This window comes from Nonomuraea sp. NPDC049158 (genome assembly GCF_040648335.1).
Taxonomy (GTDB): Bacteria; Actinomycetota; Actinomycetes; order Streptosporangiales; family Streptosporangiaceae; genus Nonomuraea.
Genome location: NZ_JBEZDM010000001.1, coordinates 168544 through 183998, shown reverse-complemented (window position 1 = coordinate 183998; position 15455 = coordinate 168544). Strand labels below are relative to the sequence as shown.

16 protein-coding genes are annotated in these 15455 nt (G+C 70.1%); 9 read left to right on the top strand and 7 right to left on the bottom strand.

Going from position 1 to position 15455, the window contains the following annotated elements; genetic code table 11:
- The first annotated feature begins 16 nt into the window (after positions 1-16).
- Positions 17-2383 (top strand): SpoIIE family protein phosphatase, encoded by a 2367-nt coding sequence (locus AB0B61_RS00880; RefSeq protein WP_358425899.1) that lies wholly within the window; start codon positions 17-19, stop codon positions 2381-2383.
- A 66-nt stretch (positions 2384-2449) separates the two neighbouring features.
- Here AB0B61_RS00880 and AB0B61_RS00875 read toward each other — a convergent pair whose 3' ends face one another.
- Positions 2450-3241, bottom strand: a complete 792-nt coding sequence (locus tag AB0B61_RS00875) for a SigB/SigF/SigG family RNA polymerase sigma factor (RefSeq protein WP_358425896.1) — start codon at positions 3239-3241, stop codon at positions 2450-2452.
- 179 nt (positions 3242-3420) lie between these two features.
- Positions 3421-4197 carry a phosphotransferase gene (locus tag AB0B61_RS00870; protein WP_358425893.1) on the bottom strand — a complete coding sequence of 259 codons (777 nt, stop codon included), beginning with the start codon at positions 4195-4197 and terminating at the stop codon, positions 3421-3423.
- 226 nt (positions 4198-4423) lie between these two features.
- On the opposite strand from AB0B61_RS00870, the gene AB0B61_RS00865 reads away from it, so the two are divergent.
- The 4 genes from AB0B61_RS00865 to AB0B61_RS00850 are packed head-to-tail and all read left to right on the top strand — an operon-like array spanning position 4424 to position 6514.
- Positions 4424-4936: a hypothetical protein gene (locus AB0B61_RS00865; RefSeq protein ID WP_358425890.1), complete on the top strand. Its 513-nt coding sequence runs from the start codon at positions 4424-4426 to the stop codon at positions 4934-4936.
- A gap of 13 nt (positions 4937-4949) precedes the next feature.
- Positions 4950-5801 carry a hypothetical protein gene (locus AB0B61_RS00860; protein ID WP_358425887.1) on the top strand — a complete coding sequence of 284 codons (852 nt, stop codon included), beginning with the start codon at positions 4950-4952 and terminating at the stop codon, positions 5799-5801.
- Entirely contained in the window at positions 5798-6196 is a 399-nt protein-coding gene (locus tag AB0B61_RS00855) for a YbaB/EbfC family nucleoid-associated protein (RefSeq protein WP_358425884.1), read from the top strand. The genes AB0B61_RS00860 and AB0B61_RS00855 overlap by 4 nt, the downstream gene beginning before the upstream one ends.
- A 3-nt stretch (positions 6197-6199) precedes the next feature.
- Positions 6200-6514, top strand: a complete 315-nt coding sequence (locus AB0B61_RS00850; protein ID WP_358425881.1) for a YbaB/EbfC family nucleoid-associated protein — start codon at positions 6200-6202, stop codon at positions 6512-6514.
- A gap of 61 nt (positions 6515-6575) precedes the next feature.
- On the opposite strand, the gene AB0B61_RS00845 is transcribed toward AB0B61_RS00850, so the two are convergent.
- A complete protein-coding gene (locus AB0B61_RS00845; RefSeq protein WP_358425878.1) occupies positions 6576-7037 on the bottom strand; it encodes an Rrf2 family transcriptional regulator in 462 nt (153 codons plus the stop codon).
- 95 nt (positions 7038-7132) lie between these two features.
- Between AB0B61_RS00845 and AB0B61_RS00840 the strand changes: the two genes are divergently transcribed.
- A complete protein-coding gene (locus tag AB0B61_RS00840) occupies positions 7133-7873 on the top strand; it encodes an NAD(P)H-binding protein (RefSeq protein WP_358425875.1) in 741 nt (246 codons plus the stop codon).
- Here the strand turns inward: AB0B61_RS00840 and AB0B61_RS00835 are convergent.
- Together AB0B61_RS00835 and AB0B61_RS00830 are read right to left on the bottom strand one after the other, a co-directional pair.
- Complete coding sequence (locus AB0B61_RS00835; protein ID WP_358425872.1) at positions 7870-8775, bottom strand: hypothetical protein; 906 nt, start codon at positions 8773-8775, stop codon at positions 7870-7872. The genes AB0B61_RS00840 and AB0B61_RS00835 overlap by 4 nt on opposite strands.
- 85 nt (positions 8776-8860) lie before the next feature.
- Complete coding sequence (locus AB0B61_RS00830; RefSeq protein ID WP_358425869.1) at positions 8861-9556, bottom strand: SDR family NAD(P)-dependent oxidoreductase; 696 nt, start codon at positions 9554-9556, stop codon at positions 8861-8863.
- Positions 9557-9657: 101 nt separating this feature from the next.
- Between AB0B61_RS00830 and AB0B61_RS00825 the strand changes: the two genes are divergently transcribed.
- On the top strand, positions 9658-10500 hold the full coding sequence (locus AB0B61_RS00825) for a helix-turn-helix transcriptional regulator (RefSeq protein WP_358425866.1): 843 nt from the start codon (positions 9658-9660) through the stop codon (positions 10498-10500).
- Between the two features lie 255 nt (positions 10501-10755).
- Here the strand turns inward: AB0B61_RS00825 and AB0B61_RS00820 are convergent, their stop codons facing one another.
- Complete coding sequence (locus tag AB0B61_RS00820; RefSeq protein ID WP_358425863.1) at positions 10756-12447, bottom strand: hypothetical protein; 1692 nt, start codon at positions 12445-12447, stop codon at positions 10756-10758.
- 663 nt (positions 12448-13110) lie between these two features.
- Between AB0B61_RS00820 and AB0B61_RS00815 the strand changes: the two genes are divergently transcribed.
- Both AB0B61_RS00815 and AB0B61_RS00810 read left to right on the top strand, forming a co-directional pair.
- Positions 13111-13875 (top strand): SDR family oxidoreductase, encoded by a 765-nt coding sequence (locus AB0B61_RS00815; protein ID WP_358425860.1) that lies wholly within the window; start codon positions 13111-13113, stop codon positions 13873-13875.
- Between the two features lie 9 nt (positions 13876-13884).
- Positions 13885-14301 (top strand): MerR family transcriptional regulator, encoded by a 417-nt coding sequence (locus AB0B61_RS00810; RefSeq protein WP_358425858.1) that lies wholly within the window; start codon positions 13885-13887, stop codon positions 14299-14301.
- 9 nt (positions 14302-14310) lie between these two features.
- Here AB0B61_RS00810 and AB0B61_RS00805 read toward each other — a convergent pair whose 3' ends face one another.
- Positions 14311-15450, bottom strand: coding sequence for a hypothetical protein (locus AB0B61_RS00805; RefSeq protein WP_358425854.1), 1140 nt, complete (start codon positions 15448-15450; stop codon positions 14311-14313).
- Positions 15451-15455: the final 5 nt, after the last annotated feature.

Sequence of the window (15455 nt, the reverse complement as noted above, 5' to 3'; positions counted from 1 at the left end):
CCCCAGGAGTCCCACGTTGCAACCAGCACAGCAGCCTGGCGCCGCCCATGCGGAGGCTTCGGCCGATGACGCGAACGTCGGGCGGCTGGCCGCCACGATCGAACGGCTGCGCAAGGAGATCCAGGACGCCCACCTGGCCGCCGACGGGCGCGCCCTGATCGAGCTGGCCAAGGGCGTCCTGGTCGAGCGGCTGCGCTGCGGCCCCGCCCAGGCCGGCCGCCAGCTCACCACGCTCGCGGAGCAGGCCGGGATGTCGCAGCTGGAGCTGGCCTCGGTCATCATCGACCAGGCGGCGCAGGACCGCATCAGCGAGACGGCCGGCGAGTTCCTGCGCTTGGCGGCGACGGACCACGACCGTGCGCGCCACTCCGTCTCCCTGCGGCTGCGCGCCGCCGAGAGCGGCGCGCTCGGCGCGAGCGACACCCAGGCGGTCGCCGAGTCGCTCCTGGAGCACGCGCTGGCGCCGCTCGGCGCGACGACGGTCGCCGTGTGGGCCGCCGGTCCCGACGCCTCGCTCAGCCTGGCCGGCTACGCGGGGCTCAGCGCCGAGGAGGCCATGCGGTGGCGGTACGTCCCTCCGGGCGTGGCCACCCCGGCCCGCCAGGCTCTCTCGGAGCGCCGGACCGTCTGGTTCCCGGCCCTGCGCGAGGCCGGTCTGCCCACCATCGGGCACCGGCAGGCGGCCGAAGGCGGGCGGGTGACGGTGCCCGCCGGCACGGGCGGCCGCATCCTGGGCGTCCTGGAGATCGGCTGGCCGCATGATCTGGAGCCGCAACCGCCGCAGATCGAGCGGCAGATCGAGGCGCTGGCGGACCTGTGCGCCCATACCCTGGACACGTTCGCGCCGGACGGGCCCGCGTCGCCCGACCCGGCCTTCTCCGAGCTCGTCGACCTGGCCGATGGGCTCCATGATCCCGCCCTGGTGCTCTGTCCGCATCTCGACAGCGGCGGCAGGCTGACCGATTTCCGCATCGTGCACGCCAACAGCCGGTTCGCCGACCCGGCCGGGCGTCCGCGCCATCGGGTGACCGGGGCGCTGCTGCTGGAGGCGTACCCGCTGGCGGCCGAGAACGGCGGGCTGTTCGCCAGGGTCGAGCACGTACACGCGACCGGCGAACCGTTCCGCACTGACCGCATGACCCTCGACACCCTGGTGGACCAGGTGCGGCTGAGCACCGAGGCCGGCGTCAGCGCCACCCGCCACGGCGACTGCGTGCTGCTCATCTGGCGGCCGCAGGACGAACGGGCGCGGCTGGCCGGCATCCTGCAGCACGCCCAGCGCCTGGGCCGCATCGGCGGCTTCGAGGAGAACGCGCTCACCGGCCGGGTCACCTGGAACGACCAGCTCTTCGCCCTGTACGGCCTGTCTCCCGGCGACGAGCCGATCCCCCTCGAACGGCTGCGCGAGCACGCCCATCCCGACGACGAGACCGGCATCGGCCGGTTCCTGCGCACCGTGCTGCACCATCGGCGCTCGGCTTCGACGGCGTTCCGGCTCCAGCGGCCCGACGGGATCGCCCGGCACATCCGCGTGGTGGCGGAGCCGGTTTTCGGGGCCGACGACCGGTTGCTGGCCGTACGCGGTGCTTATCAGGACATTTCCTCACAGCACTGGACCGAGGTGGCGCTCGCCGCGACCCGCGACCAGCTCGCCCACAGCGAGCAGCAGACAGCCGAGCGCAACCGCCTGGCCCTGCAGCTGCAGCGGGCCATCATGCCGCCGACGCACGACACGACGGACGCCTTCGGGCTGCGGATCGCCGTCCGCTACCGGCCCGCCGAGGAGGAGCACCTGATCGGCGGCGACTGGTACGACGCCGTCGTGCTGCCGTCCAAGCAGGTGCTCCTGTCCGTGGGCGACGTGGCCGGGCACGGCATCCAGGCGGCCACCGGCATGGTCGTGCTGCGTAACGCCCTGCGCGGCCTGGCCGCCACCGGCGCGGGGCCCGGCCAGCTGCTGACCTGGCTCAACCTCGTCGCCCACCATCTCACCGACAGCGTGACCGCCACCGCGATCTGTGGCCTGTACGACCCGCGGACCAAGGTCCTGCGCTGGGCCCGCGCCGGACACCTGCCGCCGCTCCTGGTCCGGGGGACGAACGCGGCGGAGCTGCCGATGGTTCAGGGGCTGCTGCTCGGCGCGGTGTCGGAGGCGGCGTACGAGGAGGGGCAGCTGCAGCTCGAAGCCGGTGACACCCTGATGATGTACACGGACGGGCTCATCGAACGCCGGGACCGGGCCCTGCAGCATGCCCAGAACCACCTGCTCGTCATCGCCGGGCAGCCGGCGCAGACCCTCGACCTGCGGCTGGACCACCTGCTGACGCACTGCAACTCCGACACCGACGACGACACGTGCCTGATCGGTGTCGAGTTGCAGTGACGCCTGTGGTGACGCCGCTTCGGCCGGCGCTATGTGGCGCCGGCCGAAGCAGCGTGACCGGGGACCTCAGTCCGACAGGCCCTTGCGCAGGTCGTCGAGGACCTTGCGCAGGATGCGCGAGACGTGCATCTGCGAGATCCCGAACTCCGCGGCGATCTCGGCCTGCGTCATGTTGCCGTAGAAGCGCAGCAGCAGGATCTTCTTCTCCCGCACGGGCAGCGCGTCGATGAGCGGCTTGACGGCGTGCTTGTCGACCAGGGAGTCGAGCGATTCGTCACGCTCGGGGATGACGTCACCGAGGGACGCGGAGTCGTCGTCGACACCCGTCGGGGCGTCGAGCGAGAGCGTGCTGTAGGCCGCCGAGGCGTCCATCGTGAGCAGCACGTCCTCCTGGGAGATCTTCATCTTCTCGGCCAGTTCGGCGACCGTCGGGGAGCGGCCGAGGGTCTGGCTGAGGTCCGAGACGAGCTTGTTGAGCTCGGAGCGGCGCTCCTGGTAGACGCGCGGCACCCGGATGGCCCAGGTACGGTCCCGGAAGTGGCGCTTGACCTCGCCGGTCATGGTGACGACCGCGTAGCCGCGGAAGTCGTGGCCGAGCTCGGCGTCGAAGCCGTTGATGGCCTTCATGAGGCCGACGTAGGCGGCCTGGCGCAGGTCTTCGATGGGCTCGCCGCGGTAGCGGTAGCGGCGGGTGATGTCGTTGGCCAGCCACTCGTGCATCGCCACGAGACGCTCGCGGATCCGTACCTTGTCGAGCTCGGTGGTCTCCGGCTTGACCATTTCGACCAGGAGTTGTTCGGCGGTCATCTCGCTGAGCACGAGTACCTGAGGCTGAGCGTGAGCCTGCTGGACGGTCATTCCTGCTCCTCATATCTACTGCAGGCGGTCCCGTCCAAAGACAAAAGCCCAGACAGAGACACGCCTCGATAACACGAGACGAAGCCCTCTGCTGGACTTCGTATTCATTATCTCCCATTTTCCGGAGATGTCACGCCCCGCGAGATCACAAAAAGGTCACGCACCACGCGGGCGGACCCTCAGCCGCGCTTCCAGAAGGCCTCCGGCAGCGCCTCGATCTCGACCACGGCCTGTTCGAGGTTCGCGGCGAACGGCAGCAGCGCCTGATAGACCGGCTCACCACCTTCGGCGAGCCGGCGGATGACCTCGGCGTTCAACCGCGCCCGGTCGACCACCTCGGAGCGGAACGCCGTACGGTCCCCCTCGTAGCCGTAGGCGTCGAGCAGCAGGTGCAGCCGCCGGGACCGATCCTCGAACGCCGTGAACCCCTGCTCTGTGACGACGCGCCGGGCGTGCAGCGGAACCCAGGTCAACGCGCTGTAGGCCAGATCGCGCTCCCGCGAGGACGGCCCGGCGGTGTCCCAGTCGACGAACCCGACCAGGTCGTCCTCCTGCCACACCGCGTTGTAAGGAGAGGCGTCGTGGTGCCCGATGACCAGCCCCGGCCGCCAGGGACGCCCGGTGAACCAGACCGCGTCCGGCTCGGGCACGAACGTCGCCGTCGCGTCGTGCAGCCGCCGCATCCAGGCCCCGACCTGCTTGAGCGCGCTGTCCGACCAGGGCCAGGCGGGCCAGGGAGCCTGCTCCCCGATCGTGTCGCCCTGGAGGTAGGTCAGCACCTCGCGCCCCCGCTCGTCGAACCCGAGGACCCGCGGCGCCCCCTCGAACCCGGCCGCCTCCAGATGGTTCAGCACGGTGTGGACGGTGCGCGTCCACGGGTTGGCGGGCCGATGGACGGTATCGCCGATGCGTACGCCGCCGACATGCCTGCCACCCGGCAGGGGCTGCTCATCCATGACGCCGTTTCTACTCCCGGCCCGCCGGTCGCCGCACCTGGTTTTCCTGCCTGGCCGGGGACGAGCCTGGTCAACTGGTCCGCGTATCTCGTCCCAGCTCGTCATGGCAGGGACCATAGAGATCACTACCGGCAGAAACGCCCCACCCCGCGGAAACGGGGGCTCGCGCGGTCATTTAGCATGATCGTGGTAAAAATGTCCCGTGTCGTCCGATGAACCTTTATCCATGGCCAGTCAACCGCCCGGTAACCTTTCGCCGACCACCTCCCCGGGCTCGCCGGCGTTCGGGACGCCCGACCCCTCGCCGTCGCTGGTAAGCCCGTGCCCGCACATCCCCGCGTGCCCGCCGCCCCTGTGCCTCCCCTCGCATCTACGCGCGCAGCCGGTGCAGGCCTCACTGGCCAAGTCCGCGCCACTGCTCGAGGACACCGACGGCGCCGCGAAAGGCTACGAGACCGATGCGGGGTACGTGCGGAAGTTCGCCGGCACCATGGACGACTCGGCCACCGGCGTGGACGCCGTCAAGCAGTGGACCCCTCGCTTCGAGGGCTGGAATCTGGCCCCCATGGCCGGAGTGCCCATTGTCGGGCTGATGTTCGTCAACCGGTTGAACACCATCGCCGACACCTGGCGGGACAGCGCGGGCATCCTCTCCGAAGTGCTGCGCACCGACAGCGGCAAGATTGACAAAGCCGCGGACAACTACGTCGCCGCCGCGCGGGCCAGCACCGCCGAGTGAGGAGAGATTCGCGATGTCGACTCCGTCTGGAGAACCGCCGAAGCTGATCGTGCCGGGCAGCACCACCCCTGTGGCCAATCAGCAGCTCTATGTCTCCAACGCCAGCGGCACCGTACAGCGGACCGTCACAGTCGCTCCCAAGCCGCGCACCGACCCCGGCTTCTACAAGCGGCTGATCACGGAGCTGAATCCGCTGCGCCAGTCCAACAGGGCCGCGATGGCTGTTTCGGGGCTCGGCGTCGCCGCGCTCGCGCTGGACGTGGCGGCCACCCTCAACCTGGGCAACCCGTTCCTGTTCTACGATCGGCGTGAGCAGTGGAAGAGCATGGCCGGACTGCTGGAAGGCAGCCGGTCCGACTTGTGGCGTGCCTTTTTTGATGACATCTCCCCCAACTGGAAGGGCCAAGCGAGGGATACGCTCCAGCAGTACGTCCGCTTTAACGTCAACGGCTTGTACGGCCAGCTTGGCAAGATCACTGACGAGATGAGCGGCGCCATGCACGGCCAGTACAAAGAGGTACTGGAGTACGACCTGTCGGTGTTCGGGCTCTACGCCACTTCGGCCCCCATACTGCGCGCCGTCGCCGCCATGAGCGCACACCCGGTGGGGAGGGTCGCCCTGATGACCCAGGTCGGCCTGTTCATGAGCGCGGCAGGAAATCTGGTCAAGCAGTTCGCCGACGTGTACAAGTCTTACGAGGGCGCCCTCAACAAGCTGGAACTCAAGCTCAACGATCTGAGGGGCGCCTTCTACCGGTCCGGCAACCCGGCGCTGGGGGCACGCGATCTCCACCTCACCCCTGCGATCGCGGACCCCACCCAGCTGGAAAACTACTGGGTTCCCATGTCGAAGGAAGCCTCATGAGGCGTGTCGAGGCGTTCGCCGGGGGTCGGCAGGACGACGTCGACGGACTGCTGCGCGAGACGGACGGCTGGGCGCGCACCCTGGCCGGGGCGCTGGGCGAGTTGGAGGAGGAACGGCTGGCGGGCGCCGACCCGTCCGAGGTCGTCCGCGCGGAGGTGTCCGGCACCGGCCGCCTGCGCGGGTTGTCCATCGACCCGCGCGGCCTGCGCGGCCTGGACCATGTCCAGCTCGCCCAGGCCGTTTGCGAGGCGATCGCCGCGGCCCACCTCGCAATGGGGGAGCGGCTGACTCAGGTCGTCCAGGATCTGACGGGACAAGCGCCTGACACCGCGGGCACAGAGGGCGCCGCCGACCCGCTCGACGGCCACATCCGCAACGTGCTGCGAGGAGAGTGAGCGATGGAGGGCATGGAGGAGGCGCAGGCGCGGCTGGAGGCGTTGATCGCCGCCGCCGAGCAGGCGGAGGCGAGGGTGGAGGAGTGGAGTGCCGCCGAGTTCGCCGGCGTGGCCGACGAGGGTGGGATTGTGGCCGTCACCGACGCGCTCGGCACCATCGCGCGGTTGGAGATCTCCCCGCGGAGCAGGAGGCGACTGGACGCGACGGGCTTGGCCGCCGCCATCCTCGCGGCGATCACGACAGCCGAGGAGGCCGCGGCGGCCTCCAGAGACGCGCTGCTAGGGAGTTTGCACGCCGCTTCGGGCACGATCGCCTAGCCCTTCACCTGCGCTTTGAGATTGTTGAGCTTGCGCCGGCTCGCCGTCCTGCGGGGGCGACCTACGCCGTCCCCGCCAGGAGCCGTCGGGTGCGGGCCGGCGCCGAAGGGGGCAGCTCGGCGAGGATGTCGGCGAGGGTGACCCCGGCAAGGCTGCCTCGCCACGCCTCGTGCGCGTCGGCCATCTTCTCGGCCAGGACGCACGTGCGGCGGCAGTCCTCGGCGGGCAGCGCGCCCCGCCCTCGCCGGCGGATCTCACGGCACGCGTACGGCGGGGACGTGCCGTCGACGGCCTCGACGATCCGCAGGAGCGTAATCTCGGAAGGGGGCAGCGCGAGCCGGAACCCGCCCCGCGGACCCGTGGTCGCGCCCAGCAGGCCGGCCCTGACAAGCGCCTTCAGCTGCTTGGTGAGATAGGGCGCCGGGAGGTCGTAGTACTGCGCGAGCTGTGCCGCCGACGCGCTGGCTCCTGCGTCGAGCTGCGCCAGCGTCGTAGCGCAGTGCAGAACCCATTCAGTACTCACCGGCAGCTTCACGCCTCCGAGCCTATCGCAGACATTATGGACCTGTTTAGTCCGTGATAGCGTTTCCCGCGTCAGCCAGAGAAGGAGAGATCATCATGCGGATCGCGATCGCCGGTGCGACCGGCAACATCGGGGCCCTCACTGTCGCCGCCCTCGAACGCGGCGGGCACGAGGTCGTGCGAATCAGCCGCTCGCTGGGCGTCGACCTGTTGACCGGTGACGGGCTCGACGACGCGCTGGCCGGCGTCGAGGCGGTCATCGACGCCACCAACGGACCGGCGACCGACCAGGCCGAGACGGTGGCGTACTTCGGCACCGCCACGCGCAACCTGCTCGCCGCCGAGGAACGAGCCGGCGTCCGTCACCATGTGCTGCTCTCGATCGTCGGGATCCATGGCATCGAGGGCAACGCCCACTACGCCGGCAAGCGGGAACAGGAGCGCCTCGTGTCCGAGGGACCGGTGCCGTGGACGATCGTCCCGGCCACGCAGTTCCACGACTTCGCCGCACTGGTGACGAGCTGGACCGAGCAGGACGGCGTCGCGACGATCCCGCCGCTGCTCGTACAGCCGATCGCGCCCGCGGACGTGGCCGACATCCTCGCCGAGATCGCGCTGGGCGAGCCGCGGGGACGTTACGTCGACGTCGCCGGGCCCGACCCACAGGACCTGGTGGACATGGCCCGGCGCACCAACGAGGCGCGCGGCCGTACGGTGAAGCTCGTGCCCACGTGGTCGGTGTTCGACCCGGCGGCGGCCGGCAACGCGCTGCTGCCCGGTAAGGACGCCCGCATCGCGCCGACCACCTTCGACGCGTGGCTCGCGCAACAGCGCTAGCCCGGCGGGGCAAGACGGATGATCTGGTCGCGGAGGGCATCATCAAGGGGCGCATTGAGAAACCCGTTGTCGACGCCATGATCACAGCCCAGCACGATCGAGACACGGACAGGCGGACCTTCCGCATATCCGAACAGGAGATCGAACCAGTCGGCCGGATCGCAGCTGACCTCGTTCAGGATCTCCTTGTCCCCAGCGTCCAGGGCGTTCAGCGTTTGCGCCAGAGATCCTGCCGTCCGGCGGTCGTGCTCACGCCGCGGAGCCCGCTCACCAGCCCTGGTCGCACGCCTGCACACCAGGACGGAGATGGGCTCGTCGGGCACCATCCGCTCGTCCTGGCCCCGGCGCTCGCCGGGTATCTGGCAGGGGTCGTCGGGGTGCACGAGCCGCCATGTTCCGGTCCGGTAGGCGGCGGTGAGGCTCCGGCCTACGTACGAGCGGGATTGGACCGTGCCGTTCGTGGTCCGGACGCAGCCGTTGACCTCCTCGGCGCTGCCCACCCAGAGCCCTCCGCCGCCGGGGTAGGCGAACCGGATGAGGTAGTTGGTCATCGGGCCGCCCTTCAGCGTGCACATGACATCGCGCTCCTCCGTGCTGACCGGAAGGTAGCCGAGGTCACGGGCCATGGCCTCGGCGTCGCCGGTCAGGGTCCGTGATCCGGCCAGCCGCTCGCCGCCCATGCGGGTGTTGTCGCCCGGGTACGCGCAGATCATCGCGGTGACCGGCCTGCCGGGCACGAGGTAGTCGCCGACCCCGTCGATCTGCCCGGCGGCAGGCACCCAGCCACCGGCGTGGCGGCCTCCCCACTGTTGCGGGCACGACGTCAGGACGGTTGGCGGGCTGCTCACCGAGGATGAGGTCAGGACGGTGGCCGCGCAGATCGCGGTGACGACGACGGCCACGTGACGGAGATTCACAAAGGTGAGACGTCACCCGCCCGCCGACCGGTTCAGGTAGTTGAGCACTGATGCGGTCGCGGCGGCCGCGTTACCACGGTGCCACTCCGGCGGGGTCGAAGAACGCCCCGGTGGGCCCGTCGGCGCCCAGCAGCGCGGCTCGTACGATCGGGGCCGCGCCCTCCTCGACGGTCTGCGTCCCGCTGAAGCCGTTGAGATCGGTGGCGGTGTAGCCGGGGTCGACCACGTTGACCCGCAGTTCGGGGCAGAGCCTCGCGTACTGGACGGTCAGCATGGCGAGCGCGGCCTTCGAGGCGGTGTAGGCCAGGGCGGGCACGTGGGACTCGATGCGGTCGGGGTCGTGGACCCGGGCGAACGAACCAAGACCGCTGCCGACGTTGACCACGACCCCATGCCCGCGGCGCCGCAGCAGCGGCAGGAACGCGTGGGTCACCCGGACGACGCCCACGAGATTGGTGTTCAGGACGGTCTCCATGTCCGCCCCGGTGAACTCGCTCGCCGGAGGCGCACCACCGGCGATCCCCGCGTTGTTGACCAGGACGTCCAGGCCGCCCTGCTCCTTGTCCACGAGTTCCGCGGCCGCCTGGACCGACGCCTCGTCGGTGACGTCGATGAGCAGCGGCAAAGCGCCCAGCTCCTTCGCCGCCCGCCGGGCGTTGTCCGCGTTGCGTGCGCCGATGTAGACGGTATGGCCCACTGCGACGAGTTGACGGGCGGTCTCGAAGCCAAGGCCCTTGTTCGCCCCGGTGATCACTGTCGTTGTCATGACTCCAGCCTCACACCGTCGTCGCAGGTCGTACCAGCGAAGGGTCTTCCTGGGAACACCCGTACCAGGCACGAGCGGGTGGGTGGTGCGACGATGAGGGGGTGAGCGGCAACGGCGAACTGGCGACGATCCTGCGGGTCTGGCGCGAGCGACTGCTCCCCAGACAGGCGGGCCTGCCCGCCAATGGGCTGCGGCGCACGCGGGGCTTGCGGCGCGAGGAGCTCGCGATGCTGGCGGGCGTGTCGGCCGACTACATCGTGCGCCTGGAACAGGGCCGCGCCTCGACGCCGTCGGCGCAGGTGTGCGCCGCGCTGGCGCGGGCGCTGCAACTGGACGACGCCGAACAGACCCATCTCTTCCTGCTGGCCGGCCACGCGGTCGGCAGCGGGCGGATCGGCCAGTTGATCCCGGCGAGCGTACGCAGGCTGCTGAACCGGCTCGATGATCACCCGATCGCCGTGTACGACGCGATGTGGGCACTCATCCTCTGGAACCGACCGTGGGCGGCGCTGATGGGCGACCCATCGGCCCTCGACGAGGAGGAGCGCCACATGCTCTGGCGCGCCTACACCGGCCAACCGCACCGGATCATCATGACACCCGACGAGTGGACGGCCTTCGAGCGCTCGATGGTCGCCGACCTCCGGCGGACCGCCGCCCGCTACCCCGACGACCCGCGGCTGCACGCGTTCGTCCAGCAACTCCGCGAACTCAGCGACTCCTTCCGCACACTGTGGGACGCCCACCTGGTCTCCGACCACCACCAGGCAACCAAGGCCGTCGACCACCCTGAGGTGGGCAGAATCGACCTGGACTGCGACATCCTCACCAGCCAGCACGGCGACCTGCGGATCGTGATCTACACGGCGCAGCCGGGCAGCGAATCAGAGACCAAACTCGCCCTGCTCGACACCATCGGCACCCAGACCATGACGCCCGGCTAGAGGCGGCGTGTCCGCCGACTGCTGGTCGCCCACCGTCGGCAACCTGGACGTGCACCGCTCCTCCGGCGTCGGCAATCACGCCTTCTTCCTGCTCGCCAACGGCAGCGGCCCATCGGGCTGGGGCGACAGCCCGACCTACGACGGCTCCACCGTCATGCGATCCACTCGCCACCGCGGGAACGATCGACCTGGACTGCGGCACCCGGCTGGCCGGGAGACGGCGAGCCGGGTCGCCGTCACCCGGGCGTCGGGATGCTACGCGGGCGGCTGGAGGACGCTGACCACCTGGGTGGTCCTCGCTGACTCCATGGTCGAATTGCCGAACAAGAGGAGGGCGTACGTGTGTTCCCCGGCCCTGGTCGGCGTATCCGAGAAGCTGAACGACCCGTCGGCGGCGGTGGTCAACTTCACCAGGTGCTTCGAGGTGACGCTGCCATCCGGGCTGACGACCTTGCGCGAGACGGAGATGATCGACCCCGGGAAGGTGATGCCGTCGGCGCCGACGGTGCCGCTGAACTCGAGTCGCTCGCCGACGTTGCCCGTCGCCGGTCCGGTCACGGTAAGCGTCGGCTCGTACCGGGACACTGTGACGGTCACCGAGGAGCCGCTACCCCAGAACCATGAGTTGCCCGGCCAGTACACCTGATACTTGAACGCCCCGAGGGACGGCGGGGCGTCGGTGAATTGGTAGGTCCCGTCCGCCGCCGTGGTGATTTCCTGGAACGGCCTGGAGGTGCCGTCGGGGAGCCAGCGGTACAGTTCGAGCGTCTGCGCGCCGGGGGGCAGTCCACTGCTCAGCGTGAGTCGTCCGCTGAGGGTCGACTGCTTGAGCGCGGTCACCTTGGAGGGAGCCGTCAAGGTCAGCGTGGAGGAGTGGTAGGGCGAGGGCGGCAGCCGCCAGAGGTGCATCCGCCCGGTGCCGGGCTCTTTCAAAACCGCGAAGGTGAGTGTGCCGTAGAACTCGATGCTGCCCGCCACGACGGTCTTCCCCTGGTGGGCGGCTGTGTAGATGACCTCCGCGGTGGTCGCGTCGTACACCACGAGCTCCGCCGCGTCGCCTGCGGAGGAGTTCCAGCCGCCCACGACGTAGGCGCCGTTCGGGCTGGCCGCGACAGCGGTGGGGAGGCCGTGCTCGCTCAGCTCGCCGCTGTCGTAGGCGCGGGTCTTGGCGTTGGTCGTCGTGTCCCAGGCGTCGAACCGGTGGGTGTCGGCCAGCGCCGACAGCGCCGCCGACCCGTAGTCGGCGAGGGCGAGGTCCCGCAGGGACGTGTCGGCGCGGATCTCACCGCGCGGGGTGGCCGGGGTGGTGCTGACGTCATACACCCTGATCGAGGCGGGGTCGGCTCCCGGCTCTCCCGCCACCAGAGTGCTCCCGGCGACGGCGACCAGCGGAGGCTGCGTCGTGGCCGGCCCGACCGGGACGAGGGTGGGTGTCGGCCTCCACAGCTCGAGGGCGACGACGCCTCCTTCCCCCGCTTGGCCGCACCCGTATCCGGCCCACAGCCGCTCGTACGACTGGGCCAGCGTGGACGGGCACGGGTAGGCGGCGAGGTCGATCCGCTTGGTGATGGCGAGCGTTGCGATGTCGATCTCGATCACTTCATGCGAATCGCGCAGCGCCGCGTACACCTTCCTGCCGTTGTCCGCCACGGACAGGGCCACGGCACCGGACAGGCCGCTGATCGTGTCGATGAGCGCGCCGTCGCTTTTGGTGACCACGATCCGATCGTCGGCGGCGACGAAGATTTTGCCGCTCTGCCCCACCACGTCGCCGCCCCTGTCGGCGGCGACGCCGAGGTCGGTGACGGTCGCGGCGGCCGCGGCGGCCGCGGCGGTCGCGGCGGTGGGCGCCTGAGTGACGAGCAGGGCCGCCGCCAGGAGCAGGGCCCCGGCCCAGGCGACTAATCGGCGGGACAGCGGAGCATGGGCAGAGGTGGATGGGCGCACAGGCACTCCGTTCTGGAGGAGAAGGGGAGAGTCGAGCACCCCGGCATGACTACGGGACCCGCCCCCACTGACGATCTTCGTATATCGAACACATATTCGCATGGCGTGGGATTGCCGTCTAGAGCATCGGGCAGAGGGCACCGGCAAGAAGGGTGTGACGAGCCCAAACAGTGTTGAACTTGCTGTGACTTGCCTAGTCAATGCTGGGCGGACATAACGTCCCCCGATGCACATCGACGAGTTGGTCGAGCACTGGACGATCCTGGACGAAGAGCGCGACCTCGTCGCTGTACCTGACGCCGCGAGACCCCCCAGCTCGGCCGCCCCCGCATCTGCAGCGGCCAAGCCCAGCCCTGGCCCGGCCGGCCGATCACCTCTGCCTGGCGGAAAACTGACATGGGGGCCAAGGCCGGTCCGGCGGCAGTGCACGGCATCCCGATCCATAAACAGGACGCGCTGGTGTCCGTCCGTGCCCACTGAGTCGCCGAACGGCCATTCACCGGGGTTCCGGACGAGCGAATGGACAGACGCGCTCGACACGCGCGCGATCGCCAGCTTCCCGACCGCCGCGTCGTAACCCGGGGACGAGCCGCCATTTTGACCTTGACCCCCAGGTCAGCCTTTAGCGTCGCGGTCACTCACCTGTGGACAGAGAGGACACCCATGGACGGCATGGCAGGCAAGGGCGTGGTCATCACCGGAGGCGGCACGGGGATCGGCCGTGCCACGGCTCACCAATTCGCCGCCGAGGGCGCGCGGGTGCTCGTCGTCGGTCGTACCGCCGCGCGTCTGGAGGAGACCGCTGCCGCGTACCCCTCGATCAGTACGTTCGTCGCAGACGGCGCGGCAGCCGATGGGCCCGAGCGCATCGTCGAGGCGGCGGTACAGCGGCTGGGCCGGATCGATGTCCTGGTCAACAATGCCGCGATCACTCGGCCCGCCGCGCTCGGGACGATCGATCGCCGTACCGCCGAAGAGCAGATCGCCACCAATCTCCTCGCTCCCCTCTTCCTGGCCCAGGCCGCCCTGCCGCACCTGGCCGCCGCGAAGGGGACGATCGTGAATGTGTCCTCCAACCCACCCTCGTACGGCTGGCCGGACAACTCCGTCTACGGATCGACCAAGGTGGCGCTCGACTTCCTGACGGCCACCTGGGCGGTCGAGCTCGCGCCCAAGGGCGTGCGCGTCGTGTCCGTGGCGCCCGGCATCACCGCCACACCCGTGCTGGCGCACGCCGGATTCACCCAGGAGCAGATCGCCGCCGCGGGCGAAGGACTTGTCGGACGCATTCCGCTCGGTCGCATCGCCCAGCCCGGCGAGATCGCCTGGTGGATCGTGAACGTGACGCGGCCCGAGGCCGGGTACCTCACCGGCACAGTGGTTCGCGTCGACGGCGGCCTCTCTGTGGCAGCAGGGCAAAAGGCATAAACTGCGGCAGTGCTGATCGGGGAGCTGGCGCGAGCGAGCGGCGTCACCGTCCGGGCCCTGCGCTATTACGAGCAGCAGGGCCTGCTTGAGCCGGAACGGGCCGTCAACGGGTACCGGCACTATGACGGCGGCGCGGTGGCCAGGGTCCGCAACATTCAGCTCCTGCTGTCGAACGGCTTCACCGCCCAGGACGTACGCGGCTTCCTGCCCTGCCTGGACGACGGCGAGGTCTCGCTGGGACCGGCCTGCCCGCCCAGTGTGGAAGCGGTGAGCAGAAAGGTCGCGGCCCTGGAGGAGCGGATCGCCGAGCTGAGCGCCGTACGAGATCGGCTCGTGCAGGCTCTGACCGGCAACGCGACGCCACGGCAACCCGAACCCGGCACCATCGCTCGCCACCCCGCTTACACCCGCCCCGCTCACGATTAGCGGTCACGATTAGCGGAGTGGGCTTTCCCGCACCAGCTGAGGTGACGGGCGGTCGGCCCGATCACCGGCGCCTTGGCCGCAGTGGCGGCACTGGCCTCGGCGGCGCAGGTGGTAGGCCAAGGCTGCGGCGGCCAGCGCCCCTCCCCAGACCGGCCAGAACGTCTCCGGCAGCCAGGCGCCCCACTCCGCCATGGAGAACCGGCCCGCGATCGCCCCGCGGATGTACGTCATACCGGCCACCGTGATGATGATCGCGACCAGCGTCGCCGGGATGATGGCGAGCAGCGGCGGCACCCGCTTGCCCCTCAAGCCGAGGATCCAGCGCGGGAAGACCTCGCCCCAGCGCTGCGCCAGCCCGAGGGTGAGCACGCCGCCGCCCGCCCCGAAGGTGGCGAGGTAGGCACCGGCCAGCCAGATGCCGGGAGCATCGCGTGCGCCTTCAACGAGGAACTCCTTGCTCACCCCCAGCGGGACGCCGAGCGCCCAGCACCACCGGGTCGCGCAGTAGACCAGCGGCACGGTGGCGGCGATGTAGACGGCCCGGCGCCCCCATCGAGTCGCCGCCTCGGGCGCGGTCCAGCCGTCCTGGCCGGTACGCCCACACGTACGGCAGGCCTCACGGCGACGCCGCTGATAGGCGAGCGCCGCGGCGGCCAGCAGCAGTCCGCCCAGCACGCACACGAGCTGGTTGACCACCGGCCACGGCCAGGCATCGGCCAGGGTGGTGCCGCCCACGTTCAGGTCGAAGAGCGGCGCGACGGCCAGCAACGGGCTGTAGGCCACGCCCATCATGAGGCGAGAGTCGGGGATCACGACGATCAGTACGGCCGCCGAGGGCCAGGCCAGGAGCAGGGGTATGAGGGAGACCAGGCCCCGCCCGCCTTGGCCGGTACGGGTCAGCGTCAGTGCGAGGATCGCGCCGAGCACGCCGAACGCGGCGATCCACCAGCCGCCGGGACGCGGGGTGGCGCCGGCGAGGATGGACAGCGCTCCGTCCAGATCGGGGTCGGAAGCTCCCCAGGGGAAGCCGGGCGCGCCACGTGCCCAGGCCATGCCGAGCAGGCCATAGCCCAGAGACCACAGGGCCGCCGCGTAGGCCGACCACGCGGGCCAGCGCGAGATCAGGGATCGTGGGGTTGTCGTTGCCATGCGAC

Excerpts from the sequence above, each read along its gene's own strand:
- AB0B61_RS00830 (WP_358425869.1), bottom strand. The coding sequence starts at position 9,556 with ATGACAACGACAGTGATCACCGGGGCGAACAAGGGCCTTGGCTTCGAG.
- AB0B61_RS00840 (WP_358425875.1), top strand. The coding sequence starts at position 7,133 with ATGCGGATCGCGATCGCCGGTGCGACCGGCAACATCGGGGCCCTCACT.
- AB0B61_RS00805 (WP_358425854.1), bottom strand. The coding sequence starts at position 15,450 with ATGGCAACGACAACCCCACGATCCCTGATCTCGCGCTGGCCCGCGTGG.
- AB0B61_RS00860 (WP_358425887.1), top strand. The coding sequence starts at position 4,950 with ATGTCGACTCCGTCTGGAGAACCGCCGAAGCTGATCGTGCCGGGCAGC.
- AB0B61_RS00815 (WP_358425860.1), top strand. The coding sequence starts at position 13,111 with ATGGACGGCATGGCAGGCAAGGGCGTGGTCATCACCGGAGGCGGCACG.
- AB0B61_RS00875 (WP_358425896.1), bottom strand. The coding sequence starts at position 3,241 with ATGACCGTCCAGCAGGCTCACGCTCAGCCTCAGGTACTCGTGCTCAGC.
- AB0B61_RS00850 (WP_358425881.1), top strand. The coding sequence starts at position 6,200 with ATGGAGGGCATGGAGGAGGCGCAGGCGCGGCTGGAGGCGTTGATCGCC.
- AB0B61_RS00865 (WP_358425890.1), top strand. The coding sequence starts at position 4,424 with ATGGCCAGTCAACCGCCCGGTAACCTTTCGCCGACCACCTCCCCGGGC.
- AB0B61_RS00870 (WP_358425893.1), bottom strand. The coding sequence starts at position 4,197 with ATGGATGAGCAGCCCCTGCCGGGTGGCAGGCATGTCGGCGGCGTACGC.
- AB0B61_RS00855 (WP_358425884.1), top strand. The coding sequence starts at position 5,798 with ATGAGGCGTGTCGAGGCGTTCGCCGGGGGTCGGCAGGACGACGTCGAC.